This is a genomic window from Eggerthella sp. (assembly GCF_048329335.1).
GTDB lineage: Bacteria > Actinomycetota > Coriobacteriia > Coriobacteriales > Eggerthellaceae > Eggerthella > Eggerthella lenta.
This window is the reverse complement of sequence record NZ_DBFEGU010000078.1, coordinates 1-14644: the sequence shown is the minus strand read 5'-3', so window position 1 is coordinate 14644 and position 14644 is coordinate 1. Positions and strand designations below refer to the sequence as shown.

The following is a 14644-nucleotide window of genomic DNA, read 5'->3' as shown; positions in this document are numbered from 1 at the left end:
GAAGCTGCCAACAGCCAGACGTTCGACGAGCGCCTGCGCGAGCTCATCGAGCTTCCGGTGAGCGCGATTGCCACCGACAAGCTGGTGGCAATCGAGGCCGGATCGTCGCTGGAAGAGGTGTGCAACCTGCTGGCCACGCGCCGTTTGAAGAAGGTGCCAGTGGTGCGCGACGGCGCGATCGTGGGCACCGTCAACCGCTCCGACGTGCTGCGCTACGCGATGGACACCTGCCTGCAGGGAGTGTAGGGGAGACGTCCGGCTTCGCGGGGTGCTGCAGGGCTCTGGCCGGCTCCGCCGTGCTGCAGGCTGCCGGCTGGCTGAGATCCCTAGCGTGCGATCTCTGCCACGCCGAGGACGATCTGCTGTAGAACGGGAGCCGGAGGTGCGCGCGTCGGCCCGCGCGCGGCGGCCGGGGTCGCGTGCTCGGCCGGCGCACATGCGGCGGCCGCTGCCGCGTGCGGCATCCGGCGGCGCGTCGCCGGTCGCCTGTGCGCGTGTTCTGCAATCGGGGCGCGTTCCGCTTGACATCGCACGGCGTCGTACTAAAATCCCGTTTAGCACTCGAAGTCCGAGACTGCTAAACGGGCAGACCGGCAGGTACGAAAAGGAGAGCGACGCCAACTATGCGCAAGTTCAAAACCGAGAGCAAGAAGCTGCTCGACCTCATGATCAACTCCATCTACACGAACCGCGAGATCTTCCTGCGCGAGCTCATCTCGAACGCGTCGGACGCGGTGGACAAGCTGTACTTCCGCAGCCTCACCGACAAGGACATCCAGCTGAGCAAGGACGAGCTGGGCATCCGCGTGGCGTTCGACAAGGACGCGCGCACCGTCACCGTGTCGGACAGCGGCCTGGGCATGACGAAGGACGAGCTCGACCGCAACCTGGGCACCATCGCGCACTCCGACAGCATGGAGTTCAAGGCCGACAACGCCGACGCCCAGGGCGACGACGTGGACATCATCGGCCAGTTCGGCGTGGGCTTCTACTCCGCGTTCATGGTGGCGTCCAAGGTGCGCGTCGTGTCGAAGGCGTACGGCAGCGACGAGGCCTGGGCCTGGGAAAGCGACGGCGTGGAGGGCTACACCATCGAGGAGGCCCAGCGCGAGGGCCACGGCACCGACGTCATCCTCACGCTGAAGGACAACACTGACGACGACAACTACGACACGTTCCTCAGCGAGTTCGGCCTGAAGAACCTCATCAAGCGCTACAGCAACTACGTGCGCTATCCCGTGCAGATGGAAGTGTCGAAGACGCGCGAGCTGCCCAAGCCGGAGGACGCCGGCGACGACTACACGCCCGAGTACGAGGATTACACCGAGGTGGAGACCATCAACTCGATGATTCCCATCTGGAAGCGCAGCAAGTCCGAGGTCACCGACGAGGAGTACAACGAGTTCTACAAGACCGACTTCCACGACTTCACCGACCCGGCGCGCACGTTCAGCATCCACGCCGAGGGCGCGCTCAGCTACGACGCGTTGCTGTTCATCCCCGGCCGCGCTCCGTACGACCTGTACAGCAAGGACTTCAAGAAGGGCCTGGCGCTGTACAGCTCCAACGTGCTGATCATGGAGAAGTGCGAGGAGCTGCTGCCCGACCACTTCAACTTCGTGCGCGGCGTGGTGGACAGCCAGGACCTGCAGCTGAACATCAGCCGCGAGACGCTGCAGCACAACAGTCAGCTGCGCGCCATCGCGAAGAAGATCGAGAAGAAGATCACGTCCGAGCTGAAGAAGATGCGCGACAACGATCGCGAGGAGTACGAGAAGTTCTTCGAGAACTTCGGCCGCGGCCTGGAGTTCGGAATCTACAACAGCTACGGCATGCTGAAGGATCAGCTGGCCGACCTGCTACTGTTCTACTCGGCCAAGCAGGAGAAGCTGGTCACGCTGGACGAGTACCTGGAAGCCGCGCCGGCCGACCAGAAGGCCATCTACTACGCCGCCGGCGAGAGCGTCGAGCGCCTGGCCAAGATGCCCATCGTGAAGACGGTGCTGGGGAAGGGCTACGACGTGCTGCTGTGCACGAAGGACGTGGACGAGTTCTGCTTCCAGTCGATGATGACGTACGGTGCGCCCGCGGCCGACGGCGAGGATGCGCCGGAGCCGTTCGAGCTGAAGAACGTGGCGTCGGGCGACCTCGATTTGGCCTCCGAAGAGGAGAAGAAGGAAGCCGAAGAGACGACGAAGGACAACGAGGCCCTGTTCGCCGCTATGAAGGACGCGCTGGGCGACTCGGTGACGAAGGTGGCGGTGTCGTCGCGCCTGACCGATGCGCCCGCCTGCATCACCGCGGCTGGTCCGGTGTCGCTGGAGATGGAGCGCATCATGGCGCAGATGCCCGACGGCGGCGAGGGCATCAAGTCTGAGCGCGTGCTGGAAGTGAACGCGAAGCACGCGGTGTTCGACGTGCTGCGCGCCGCGCAGGAAGCCGGCGACGCCGACAAGGTGAAGCTGTACGCCGAGCTGCTGTACAACCAGGCGCTGCTGGTTGAGGGCCTGCCCATCGAGGATCCGGTAGCGTATGCGAACGCCGTCACGAAGCTGATGGCGTAATTCAGCTCCGGCGGCTTGTCAGCCGCCGGGGCGGCTCGTACTGTTGGCTGCCTTGGAGCCGCGCCTTCGTGCGGCTCGGGAAGCCCGTGCGCCGCGGAGTCTGATGGCGTAAGTTAGCTGAGGGGCGCTCGTGTTTGGCGAGCGCCCCTCGTTTTGCTGTGCGGGGCGCGGATGCTTCGCGTTAATCACCCCCTGCGGCAGGAGGCGGCTGCCTGCGGGGGCGCTTCGGCCTTAGGGCTGGGCGCAAATGGGGAGCCAGGGGGCAAAGTTCGCCATGGCGAACCCGGGTTGTTCTGGCCTATGAGAAGCAGCGACCTGGGCTTATGTTCGAGACTCTTCTGATTCCGCAAGAAAGATCGCTCGAAAACCCGTCCGAAATTGTCATGGCTGCGGATTTGCGCCCAATCTTTCCTGCGTGGCCTGGAAGGAAACGCTTAGCGTCGCGCGCTTACGGCGACGGCTCCCGCGGCTGCGGCGACCGCGGCGGCTCCGACGACTGCAGTTCCCAAGGGGTCGCCCGTGCTGGCGAGCGGCTTGCCGCCGGAGCCCGGGGCGGGCTCGTCGGCTGGCTCGGGCGTAGGCAGCGGCTCGGGCTCGGGATCGGGGCCGTTCTTGATCACGATGCGCCCTTGGCCGTCCGGATCGGCGTATTCGCCGCCGATCGTTCCCTTCAAATCGTACTGGATGTACTCGATGAGCGCCTTGTTGTCCAAATCCAGCAGCACGGCTTCGTCGTTCATGAACATGGTGAGGCCGTCGCCGCCCTCCACCAGCAAAAACGTGTGCGACACCAGCTTGTAGCGCCGGTTCACGTCGAGGGGCTCGCCGTTCACCAGCACGTCGCGGACGCGGTACTCGCCCGTCACGCCGCCGAATTTCCCACCCGGCATCTGCACCGACGACGGAATGTCCGTGCGCACGGTGTATGCGAGCCCCGACACGTGCTGCAGGCCTCCGCTGGGATTCGGAAGGTTCGCAACGCCCGCCTCCAGCGCGTCGAGGATGTTCTGGCCGAGGGTGTCCACGTAGCACAGCTGGTTGTTGTAGGGCTGCACGTTGATGAGGTCGCCGTACGTCACGTCGCCCGGCTCGATGTTCGCGCGGATGCCGCCGCCGTTGACGAAGCCGATGTCGGCCATGACCCCGCCGTGCCAGGCCAGCGCCAGGTACGCGTCGGCCACGAAGTCGCCGAGGTTCGTCTCGTGCGCGCGCACGGCCCACGTGTAGTCGTCGTCCTCGAGGGCGACCAGACGCACGTCCGAGCGTCCGATGACGCGCTCGGTGATCTTCGCAAGATCCGCTTGCAGCCCGGCGATGAAGGCGGCCGTGTCGGCATCGATGCCGTCCCAGGCCTTGACGATGCTGGCGGTGCCCTTTGTCGTAGATGCGGTGACGGTTTCGGTGTCATTCGAAGCGTAGGCTGCGATGGTGCCGTTCGCGGGATCGATGACCACCTGGCCGATGCCTACCAGCTGGGTGCCCGTCTGCGTGACCAGCACCGGTTGGCCGTTCTTGTTGAGCGGGGTCTGAACGTACAGCTCGTGCGAATGGCCGTCGATGATCACGTCGATGCCGCTCGTGTTCGCCGCCACGGCCGTGCTGGTCCAGCGCGGGGTCACACCATCTTGGCCCAGATGCGCCAGCGCCACCACGTAGTCGGCTCCGTCGGCGCGCGCTTGGTCGACGGCGCTTTGCACGGCATCGTACAGCTTTGTGCCGGAGTCGTCCTCGCAGAAGCCGTAACGGTAGATTCCGTCTTCCTGGAAGTGGGCGGGGGAGGACTTCGTCAGCGATTCGGGCGTGCAGATGCCCAAGTACGCCACCTTCCTTTTCCCGACCGCGGTGTCGTATTCGCGCATGGCGTATGCGTCGAACATGAGGTTGCCCGTGCGCAGGTCGGTGAAGTTGCAGGACAGATACTTCGCGTTCGCGCGGGCGACTAGCGTGTTGAACTGGGTCATCCCGTAGTCGAACTCGTGGTTTCCGGGTATGGCGAAGTCGTAGCCGCACTCGTTCATGACATCGATGAGGTACTCGCCGTTCGTCAGCGTGCCCATGGCCTTGCCCTGCACGGCATCGCCCGCGTCCACAAGCGTCACGTTGTCCGCGCCGTAGGTCGAGCGCATGGTTTTTGCGTAGTTGACGAGCTTCGCGTATCCCAGGTTGTCGTCCACGGCGCAGTGCACGTCGTTCGTGTGCACGATGACGATGGCGCCGGGCTGCGTCGCAGTGGCGGCGGTTGCCGCTTCATCGCCGAACGCGCGGCGGGCGGGAAGCGCGAGCGAGGCCAGCGCCACGGCGGACAGCGTGCAGAACGATCGGCGGGTGATGAGGTGGGCGTGCGGGGCGGTCGGGCGCGTCATGGGCTTCCTCCTTGAGGCGAGCGCGAAACAATGCGGTCAGTATACCGCGAATGTCTTGCGCGCTTTTACTCCACCACGCGAGCGCGGGCGTATTCTTGGACGTCGGCAATGCGGGCTTCTTGGGAGTGCTTGCTGTTGCGGGCGTCGTGCTTCGGCGCGCTTAGCTCTGGGAGTCGTCGACCGTCAAGGCATCGAAGAGGGTCACTATGTCGCGAGTCACCAGCTCCTTCACGTCTTCCGGCGCCGCGCTGCAGTTGTGGTCTTTCAGGAATTCTTCGAGTCGCTCGTTCAGGAGCGCCTCCATCAAGGCCAGCTCGAACTTCGCGTCGACATTCTGATCCGGGAACATTTCCTCAAGCGTCTTCATGGCGGTTCCTTTCGTGCCGATCGGTTTTGCTGTGGCGACAGCATAGATCCACGAAGGCCTGATGTGGGGTCTTTTCGCGCGAGCGGTCCTCGAAGCGCGCCGGAACGGCTTGCGATTGGCCCGAGGCTGACCCGCCGCCGTTCGGGCGGGGAGCTGCAGAAGTTTGGCGAACTTGCGCCCGCATCGACTCGGTGGGGAACGCGAGGGTGGCGCGGCTTGGCAGAGATCGCGCGTTATGCACGATTTTAGGCGGTCGTTTTCGAGGACGGAAAAGAAAAGTCCAGGTCGCGAGAAATGACGATGGCGAAGAATCGTGCATAGCGTGCGATCTCTGCCAAGCACGAATTGACCCGCCGCTGGCTTGCCGCCGACGGGCCGCCTTCGAGCGACCCGTTGCCAGGCTGCCGCGAGATCAGGGCGCCTCGGGCAGGCGTGCGCGGCGAAACGGCCCTGCGCGGTAAAAGTTGAACGGTTCGGCAATTCCGAAGAGGGTCCGACAGCGGCATTTCGGTATCCCGAAGGAATCCCCGCCCCGCATCGCAAGTTCCATGCGATTCGGGGCGGGAGGCGCAGTTACGAGGCCTTCTTCTCTTCGGCAGCCGCTGCTGCCTCCTCGGCGGATTTCTGGGGCTGCGCCTTGATGGCGGCTTCCACGTCGGCGTGGGTGGCCGTGGTGGTGGCGCGGTAGGACGTGATGGCGTAGCCGAACATGCTGTCGCCGATGACGAGCGAGCGCCCTTGGCAGTTCACGTAGCACTGGCCGCAGCTCTGGCAGTTCTCGGGATAGGCCATCACGGATTTCATCTGGTCGTAGTCGAACCGGAACACGTCCATCGGGCAGACGGTCATGCAGCTTTCGCATCCGATGCAGGCGTTCAGGTCGTATCGCTGTACACTCATGGTTGCACCTCTTCTCTCTCAAGCCCGCGCGCTGGCAGGGCGGATTTTGCAGGATCGCGTTGGCCTACTTGCCCCAGCCGCCCGACTTCTCCTCGGCGGGCAGCCCCTTGGCTTCGGCTTCGCCGGGGAAGCGGTAGGTGTAGCGCTTCGCGTAATCCAGCGTCGTGTCGCCCTTCCATTCGTCTTTGACCTCGACGCGCCCCACCTGCATCGAGCCGTCGTCGCCCTTCTGCAGCGTGATGTAGCACAGGAAATCGTCGTCGCGGAACGGGTAGTCCGAGCGGTAGTGGAACCCGCGGCTCTCTTTGCGCTCGAGGCCTGCGCGCAGCTTCATCTCGGCAGACAGCACTTTGTGCTCCATTTCGTGGCACAGGCGCAGTTCGTGGGAGTTCGTGGCCATGAGCTTCGGCACCACGTTGTCGCGCATGTACAGCACCTGGTCGAGCGCGCCCGAAAGCGTGGCCTCGGTTTTGGTGGCATTGATCCAGTACGGCGCCATGATGGCTTGCAGCTGGTCGCGCGCCCAGTTCGGGCTGAATCCCTGCTCGCGGCCCAGCGGGGCGTTGATGGCCTCGGTCAGCTCGCCGGCCTTGTCGGCGGGGATGGAGGCGCTTTCGGCTTTGCCGGCGTACGCGGCTGCGGCTTTGCCGGCGCGATCGCCCTGGATGCTGGTGAAGTTGGACGTGAAGCCGACGCCGCAGGGGTACATGGCGCCCGTGACCGCCGAGGCGTTCATGCCGTCGCCGGCCACGTACAGGCCGTCGACGCCCGTTGCGCCTTCGAGGTCGTCCAGGCCGCAGAACACGCCCGAGCTGAGGTGCGCGCACATGCCCACGGCTGCTCCGTAGATGTCGCCCTTCGGCTTGGGGCTCATCATCTTGCCCTGGCGCGGGTCGTTCGCGTTTCCGCTGGCCGTGCCGCCGCGGCGCGTGACGTCGGCGGTGGACTGGTCCTCGATGTTCGTGCCGTCGTCGTTGGCGATACCGGTGGTGGCCTTCGTCAAACGATCCAGCACCATGGCCTTCGCCTTGCCGGCCGCGTAGCTTGCGGCGTTCTCGGCGGTCACGTCGCCGCCGCACAGCCAGATGTTCTCCAGCCAGTCCCACGAGTTGTTGATGAACGCGTTGCCCGGTGCGAACGACGTGGTCATATGGAAGTCGTCGTACTCCTTGCCGGCGATGGGCAGCCCCAGGTTGTAGCCGATGAACTCGCCGTCGAACGTGTCGTCGCCCACGGGGTAGCCCGTCGGCTTGTAGCAGCCGCCGCCCATGCACATGACCACCGCTTTCGCATTGAACGTGATCACGGTGCCGCTGGGCACGTGGAAGCCCACGGCGCCCACCACGCGATCGCCGTCCTTCACCACGTCGGTGATCATGGTGTAGTCGGCCACGGGGATGTCGTTGTCTTCAAGCGTCTGCATGAACTTCTTGTGGCGGTCGTGCTCGATGTTCGCTTCGCGATACCCCACGTAATCGAGGTTCTCGAAATAGTCGGGCGTGTCCACGGCGCGCGTGTACTGGTCGAGGATGCCCCAGCTGCTCAGGCGCTCGTACGCATCTTTCGAGTCGTCGATCCACGCCTGGTACCAGTCGGCGTTGCCGACGTACTCGGTGCCGGACAGCATGCAGCTCTTGAACGCCTCGGCGTCGTCGCCCATGTCGGGGTCGAACCAGCGATGCGAGCTGGGCCACGGCGACAGTCCCGAATAACCCGGACGCCCCTTGTCCACCAGCACGACGTTCGCGCCTTCGCCCTTGGCTGCCATAGCTGCGTTCAATCCTGCGAATCCGCCGCCGATGACTAGCACGTCGCAATCGTAGGACGTGGTGCTGGGAGCTTTCGCTTCGGGGATGGGAAGCTCCTCGGTCAACCGCGCGGACGCCTCCTTCGCCTCGTCGGCGCTGGCTGTTTTGGCGCCGTCGTTTTCCTGCGGCGAGCAGGCCGCTAGCGCTCCGGCCGCGGCGATGCCTCCCATCGCCAAGCCGGATGCGCGCAGGAACGCGCGTCGCGACAGGCCGCCGGTTTCGGATCCGCTGAGTGGTGCAGTGGTGTTCATGATCCCTCTTTCCCTCTCGGTCGTCTTGACGTCGAACGGCCGACGGCTACGCGGGGAGGGGGATTGCGGTAGCCGTCGGATTCGACAGCACGAATCCTAGGCGTCGCGATACTCCGGCGTCTTCATACGAAACGGTTATTTTTCGGGGGAGCGCGACGTGCAAGCGGTGTGTCCGCCTCGTACGAAACGGACAAAACAGCTGGTAGATCGGCTATTAGGGATTGGCCGTTAACCTTCGGTGCGGAAGGCGTCGATGAACGCGATCAGCTCTTGCTTCGAATGAATGCCCACCTTGCGGTACACGTGCGAGGTGTGCGTTTTCACGGTGGACTCCGAAACGTACAGGGTGCTCGCGATCTTTTTTGCCGAATAGCCGCGATACGCCAGCACGGCGACATCGAACTCGCGCGGCGAGAGATCCAGGCTGCCCAGTGCGGTACGGCACAGCTCTTCTTGCCAGTTTCCCGCGGGCATCGCCGGCGCTTGCGCGGCGCGGGTGGACACGCGCACGAGCAGCCCGATGGCCACGGCGGCGATGGCGAACGAGGCCACGGCCACCAGCGGAACCACGAGGTCGAGGTGCGACAGCGCGCCGAGCAGGCCGGTCTGGTACATGAGATCGGAGGCGATGAACTGCGGAACGGCCACCACCAGCGTCGCGAACAGGCCGAAACCAAGCACGGGTGAAAGGCGCTTCTCATGAGCGGTGCAAGCCAGCATGATGAACAGCAGCGCTTCTATTACGTGTTCGGAGCCGACCAGCGCGCGTTTGCCGAGAAACGATTGATAGTCGGAATCGAGCCCCAGCATCACGGCCAGAAGCGATGCCATATAGCACAGCACCAGCAGCGCGAACACCAGCACGAGCGTGCTCTGCGCATAGCCTTTCGCGCGGAACAGCGCGAGGACGGCCATGCAGATGACCAGTCCTGCAGCTGCCGTAACCACGAGATGCAGGTTCGACAACGCACCCACGCTGATGCCTATCTGCATGGCGGTGAGCGCTTTCACGCAGATGATGCCGAAGTACACGAAGATGAGGCACGGCGCGACGAACCCGTACGGCAGTTCCTTCAGCGCGCTTGGGTCGAACACCCACGCGCGAGGCGCGGCAGGGGCGAGCAGCCCCAGACACCCGCCGCTGATCAGGGGAGCGATGACCAGCAAAGCGGTCGTTTCGATATTCGCCAATGCGCACGCAAGCCACAGCGCGCTGAACGCCAGATACGACCCGGTTACGCAAAGCGCCGTCGAGCGCGTGTCGAACGAGGCCATGCGCGACCCCCAGGCTATGAGCAGCGAAGCGGTGGAAAGCGCCGTCAGCACCATGCCGACGCCCACCGCGATGCTCGACGATCCTGCGAACAGCGGCGAAGCTGCCAGCAGGCCGCTGCCCAGCAAACCGACGGCGGCACAGGCGAAAGGCAGCGTGCGGCTGCGGTCGAGCGCTTCTTGCACGCGTCGGCGCGCAAGCATCAGAATGGCAGCTACCAGGACGAATGCGATAGTGTACACGATGTGGTACGCCGAAATCTCGGCGACGGGCGCGGTTTGCGACGTGAAAACGAGCGATAGGGGATAGTGCCCCGACGTATGGAGCGGCGCCCATACGAACGCCATCCCGACGATCGAGAGCGCACACGTTCGTTTGTCGATTGATTCCATGGCAGAGTCCCCTTCTTTCGCCGATTATAGCAAAGTCGTGCCCTTAAGCTGTACGCCAGAAGAACGGCCTGCCGCGAATCGACCCTCATCGGCGGCTTCGACGGACGTAGTGCACGAGATTCCTCCGGGAATGCACAAAAAAGGGCGACGTTTGATGTTCTGGAGGGTTCATGCAGGGAGCGTCTTGATTATTCTAGCAACGACATAATTCTGAACAGGTATTTCTTGCAGACTTGCGAAAGCGGGCTTGGAGGCGAGGTTGGCGAATATCAAACGTCGCGGTTTTTTGTGCAAAGAAGCTCGTTTCCACTGCAATTGGCAAGGGGGGGGGATGCATCGCGGTCGTGCGCTCGATGTCGTCCCGCGCCGTCAAAGCAAGCGTAACGCGTCCGCCACGGGCAGGCGACGGCGGGGGCTCGGGCGGCTTGGGACGCGACCGGGTGCGTTATGGTCGCGGGATGATACGACGACCCTGCGCGGAAAGAAGGCTCCCATGTACGACGATCTCAAGGGCAAGACGGTGGTGGTGACAGGCAGCTCGAAGGGGCTGGGCGCCGCCATGGCGCGGCGCTTCGGCGCCGAGGGCATGAACGTGGTGGCGAACTACCGCTCCGACGAAGAGGGCGCGCGCGAAACGGTGCGAGCCATCGAGGACGCGGGCGGTGCGGCGGCCGCGGTGCAGGCCGACGTGAGCAAGGGCGAGTGCGTGGACGCCCTGTTCGACGCTGCGATGTTCTCGTTCGGCGGCGTGGACATCTGGGTGAACAACGCGGGCATCGAGGTGGCTTCGCCGTCCGATCGGAAGTCCATCGAGGAATGGCAGCGCGTCATCGACGTGAACCTGACCGGCGTGTTCGCGGGCTGCCGCCGCGCCATCGATCACTTTCTGGATCGCAAGATGCCCGGCGTCATCATCAACCTGTCGTCGGTGCACGAGATCATTCCGTGGCCGCATTTCGCCGACTACGCGGCCAGCAAGGCAGGAGTCGGCATGCTGACGAAGACGCTGGCGCTCGAGTACGCCGACCGCGGCATCCGCGTGAACGCCATCGCGCCCGGAGCCATGAACACGCCCATCAACGCGGAGAAGTTCGCCGATCTCGAAGCGCGCGCCGCAACCGAACGGCTCATCCCGATGGGGTACGTGGGCGCCCCCGAAGACGTGGCCGCCGCCGCGGCCTGGCTCGCGTCCGACCAGGCCAGCTACGTGACCGGCACCACCCTGTTCGTCGACGGCGGCATGACGCTGTACCCCGGCTTCCAGTTCGGGCAGGGCTAGGGCGGCGCTTACCCGGCCTTCACGGCGCCTTTGTCACAGCGGTTGCCCCAGGAGTCGATGATCTTCCCGTCGCGGTAGACGCAGATGATCTCGCAGTGGTTCGCGCACTTCTGGCACTCCACCTCGCGGGTGACGAACTCGAACGTGCGCAACGCGTCGAAGTCGAACGCCTCGCCGTCGCCGGGCTCCCCGGCGCGCGGAGCGGCCTCGGCGGCCAGCAGCGCCACGCCGAACGCGCCCATGAGGTGGCCGTCCTCGTCCACGACCACGTCCATGCCCAGCTCGTCGCGGAACGCCTGCACCACGCCGGCGTTCTTGCTCACGCCGCCCTGGAACACCACGGGCGCGGCGATCTGCTTGCCTTTGCCCACGTTGTTCAGGTAGTTCGTGGCCACCGCGCGGCACAGGCCGGCGATGATGTCCTCGCGCGCGTAGCCCACCTGGATCTTATGTACGAGGTCGCTCTCGGCGAACACGGTGCAACGCGCCGCGATGTTCGCGGGCTTCTTCGAGGTCAGCGCGATGTCGCCGAACTCTTCCACCTCCACGCCCAGCCGATGCGCCTGGCTCGACAGGAATGCGCCCGTGCCCGCCGCGCACAGCGTGTTCATGGCGTAGTCCACGGCGATGCCGCTCTCCACGCAGATGATTTTCGAGTCCTGGCCGCCGATCTCCAGGATGGTGCGCACGTCGGGATGCAAAAACGTCGTGCCCACCGCGTGCGCCGTGATCTCGTTCTTCACCACGGTGGCGCCGCACATGGCGCCCACCAGCCGCCGCGCGCTGCCGGTGGTGCCCACGGCGCGCACGCGCACCGCGTCGCGATCCACCTGCGAGCCCAGGTCGGCCACCACGCGGCGCGCGGCATCGGCCGGGTTGCCCTCGGTCCACAGGTACGTGCGCGCGATGATGCGCCGGTCGGCGTCGATGATCACGCCCTTCGTGGAAATCGACCCGATGTCGATGCCGAGGTAGCAGTCCGTTCGCCCTGACGGGACGGGGCGTCCCTCGCTGGCGTTGGCGGTCGTGTGAGTTTCCCTTGCTTCGGTCATCGGGCCGTCTTCTCCTTCTTCATGGCGATCATGTCGTAGAACGCTTCGAGGCGCGTGTCCAAACCGGTGTCGCTGGTCTGCGAGTCGTAGCTGAGGTACAGCACGGGCACGCCGGTGTCGCGGCTGATGCGCTGCAGCACGGGCATGCAGTCGACCTCGGGCGTGCAGCCCGACGACTTGAGGTGCACGATGCCGTCGAACCCTTCCTGCGCGTACTTGCGCGCGGCCGCGATGGTCATGCTGGACGTGGGGCCCATGTCGTACTGCACGTACTCCGAGATGCCGGCGCGCAGGTTCTTCTCGTTGTAGCGCAGGTTGCGGTTCGTCATGTTCAGCGCTCGGTGCAGTTCCACGCCCATGTCCAGGAACTTGCGCTCCAGATCAAGGTTGCTGGCTGGGTCGGCTGCGGTGAAGTACTCGCCCACGATGCCCACGCGCAAGGGGCGGGCGGGGCGATGCTGCGGCAGCGCGCGCAACGCATCGAGGCCCTTCCGCTGCGCTTCGGCGATCTCGCGCTCGTTCGTGGCCGCGCGCATGTCGGCGAAGTACGCCTCCCGCGCGCGCTCGAACGACCCGGGCTCGGCTTCGAACCCGGCGTTCGCCAGGTAGAAATCGTTCACTTCGTCCAGGTGCTCGATCATTTTAAACACGGCCAGCATGTTACGCACGCCATGCGGCACCGACAGGTCTGGGTTCACCTTCTTCTTGCATACCGAGATGTACTCGGTCAGGGGCTTGCCGGTGAGCATGGCGAAGTTCAGCATGTCGAACTCGTAGCCCAGATCGCGCATGATGGATTGCTGCAGCTCGCCGTAATACCCCAGGCGGCAGGGCCCCGCGAACTGCACGAGCACGTCGGCTCCCAGCTCGAGCGCCTCGATGTAGTCGCCCAGGATGTGCTTGAACGGCGCGCACACCATGTCGCTGGAGTGGCGCGAGCCCAGCTCGATGGTGCGCTTCGTGGGCTTCGGCAGTGCGACGAAATCGGCGTCCAGCACGTGTTCGACGAAGAATTTGAACGCGATGTCGTAGTAGCTGTAGCGGAAGAACGCCACGCGCGTGCGGGCGTGGCGTTCGCGCTTGGCGCGCGGCTTCTTCGGCAGCGAGGGCAGCAGCTTGAACGGGCCGCGCCGCGTGCCCACCACCACGCGGGCGCCGCGCACCTCGCGGTCGCCGTCGGTGTGCAGCGGGTTCACCGCGTCGCGTTTCGTCTCAGGCGCCAACGTAGCCCCCTTTCTTCTGGTAGCGCAGGATGTCGATGAAGCTCTCGACGCGCGTCTCCAACCCGGCGGTGCCGCTTTGCGCGTCGATGGTGAGGTTGAGCACCGGCTTGCCCTGGATGCAGCGCACGATGGCGTCGTCGGTCATGGAGTCGGGCCCGCAGGGGAACGCGCTGACCAGCACGATGCCGTCCACGCGGTGGTGCAGCTGCGTGATGGCGCCGATGATCTCGCGGTTCACGATCCACGGCAGCGTGTCGGAGAAGTCGAAGCTGGCCTGCAGCGAGCGCTCACGGTCGGCCTCGTCGGCGAACAGCACCACGGCGTTCATGCTTTCCAGCAGGTCCGTCAGCGCGCCGCCCATGAACGCATCGTGCGCGAGGTAGGGGTGCGCTGCCAGCAGGATGGCAAGCGGTGCGTCCTCGGGGCGCCGCGCCGCCGCCCGCGCGGCTTCCAGCTGGGACAGGGCGCGCGTTTGCCGCAACGTCGCGGCGCGTTCGGCCTGCTCCTGCGCGCGGGCGGCCGCTTTCCAGGCGCGCTTCGCCTCGCGCGGGCCCGTGTAGCGCTGCGTGGCCAGCTCGATGAGCGCGTCTTTCATGCTTTTGTGTTCATCCACCTCGTTCACCAGGCACGACAGTACTTCGATGCGCTGGTCGGCGAAGGTATTGGCCACGAGGTCGGGCAGCGCCTGGAACTTCGTGCAGAACCCGCGCCGTCGTCCCACGTTGGCGATGCTGGGCACGAACACGGCATCGCACGCGTCCGAATCCACCAGCGAGGCCACGTGTCCCAGGTAGATCTTCGAGGCCAGGCAGCACTCGTCGTTCGACAGCGCGTCCCCGTGCGCCACGGTGGAGCGGTCGGTGGGGTCGCTGAGCACGACGTCGCAGCCCAGCGCCTCGAAGAACGTCGTCCACAGCGTGCCGTAGCGGTAGTGCAACAGCGCGCGCGGCATGCCGATGCGGCGCGGGCCGTCGGCGGCGGCGCGGAGGGGGAACCCGGGTGATGCCATGCGTGCTCCTTGGGCGAGGTGGTTTGATCTGCAGAGCCGGAGCCCGATGACGGCGCCGTTCTTGCCTAACGCAGCTTACACCAACAGTCGCGCGGCGCTCGAAGGCACGCCCAAGCGACATGCTTTCTTCGCGGGGAGGGGTGTTGCGTTGGTGGCGGGTTGC

General features: G+C 65.2%; 11 protein-coding genes. 3 read left to right on the top strand and 8 right to left on the bottom strand.

Annotated features, from left to right (window positions below; all coding sequences use genetic code 11):
- A partial coding sequence (locus ACMO6A_RS02465; RefSeq protein WP_418470727.1) for a CBS domain-containing protein occupies nt 1-246 on the top strand: 246 nt, incomplete at its 5' end.
- Nucleotides 247-623: 377 nt separating this feature from the next.
- Nucleotides 624-2564 (top strand): molecular chaperone HtpG, encoded by a 1941-nt coding sequence (gene htpG / locus ACMO6A_RS02460; protein WP_009608147.1) that lies wholly within the window; start codon nt 624-626, stop codon nt 2562-2564.
- Nucleotides 2565-2998: 434 nt separating this feature from the next.
- Here the strand turns inward: htpG and ACMO6A_RS02455 are convergent, their stop codons facing one another.
- The 5 genes from ACMO6A_RS02455 to ACMO6A_RS02435 all read right to left on the bottom strand — a co-directional run bounded on the left by ACMO6A_RS02455 (nt 2999) and on the right by ACMO6A_RS02435 (nt 9918).
- Nucleotides 2999-4927 (bottom strand): bifunctional metallophosphatase/5'-nucleotidase, encoded by a 1929-nt coding sequence (locus tag ACMO6A_RS02455; RefSeq protein ID WP_009305771.1) that lies wholly within the window; start codon nt 4925-4927, stop codon nt 2999-3001.
- A gap of 160 nt (nt 4928-5087) precedes the next feature.
- Nucleotides 5088-5294, bottom strand: coding sequence for a hypothetical protein (locus ACMO6A_RS02450; protein ID WP_009305772.1), 207 nt, complete (start codon nt 5292-5294; stop codon nt 5088-5090).
- Nucleotides 5295-5867: 573 nt separating this feature from the next.
- On the bottom strand, nt 5868-6194 hold the full coding sequence (locus tag ACMO6A_RS02445) for a 4Fe-4S dicluster domain-containing protein (RefSeq protein WP_009305773.1): 327 nt from the start codon (nt 6192-6194) through the stop codon (nt 5868-5870).
- Nucleotides 6195-6258: 64 nt separating this feature from the next.
- On the bottom strand, nt 6259-8253 hold the full coding sequence (locus ACMO6A_RS02440; protein WP_009305774.1) for an FAD-binding protein: 1995 nt from the start codon (nt 8251-8253) through the stop codon (nt 6259-6261).
- A 228-nt stretch (nt 8254-8481) separates the two neighbouring features.
- Nucleotides 8482-9918: a helix-turn-helix transcriptional regulator gene (locus tag ACMO6A_RS02435; RefSeq protein WP_009305775.1), complete on the bottom strand. Its 1437-nt coding sequence runs from the start codon at nt 9916-9918 to the stop codon at nt 8482-8484.
- Between the two features lie 493 nt (nt 9919-10411).
- Here ACMO6A_RS02435 and ACMO6A_RS02430 point away from each other — a divergent pair, with 493 nt between their 5' ends.
- Nucleotides 10412-11197 carry a glucose 1-dehydrogenase gene (locus ACMO6A_RS02430; protein ID WP_009607951.1) on the top strand — a complete coding sequence of 262 codons (786 nt, stop codon included), beginning with the start codon at nt 10412-10414 and terminating at the stop codon, nt 11195-11197.
- An 8-nt stretch (nt 11198-11205) separates the two neighbouring features.
- Here the strand turns inward: ACMO6A_RS02430 and ACMO6A_RS02425 are convergent, their stop codons facing one another.
- From ACMO6A_RS02425 to ACMO6A_RS02415, 3 genes are read right to left on the bottom strand one after another with little or no spacing between them, the layout of a single operon-like run.
- On the bottom strand, nt 11206-12249 hold the full coding sequence (locus ACMO6A_RS02425) for an acyl-CoA dehydratase activase (protein WP_009305777.1): 1044 nt from the start codon (nt 12247-12249) through the stop codon (nt 11206-11208).
- Nucleotides 12246-13472: a 2-hydroxyacyl-CoA dehydratase gene (locus tag ACMO6A_RS02420; RefSeq protein ID WP_035578732.1), complete on the bottom strand. Its 1227-nt coding sequence runs from the start codon at nt 13470-13472 to the stop codon at nt 12246-12248. Before ACMO6A_RS02420 ends, ACMO6A_RS02425 begins: the two co-directional genes overlap by 4 nt.
- Nucleotides 13462-14481 (bottom strand): acyl-CoA dehydratase activase-related protein, encoded by a 1020-nt coding sequence (locus ACMO6A_RS02415; RefSeq protein ID WP_009305779.1) that lies wholly within the window; start codon nt 14479-14481, stop codon nt 13462-13464. Before ACMO6A_RS02415 ends, ACMO6A_RS02420 begins: the two co-directional genes overlap by 11 nt.
- Nucleotides 14482-14644: the final 163 nt, after the last annotated feature.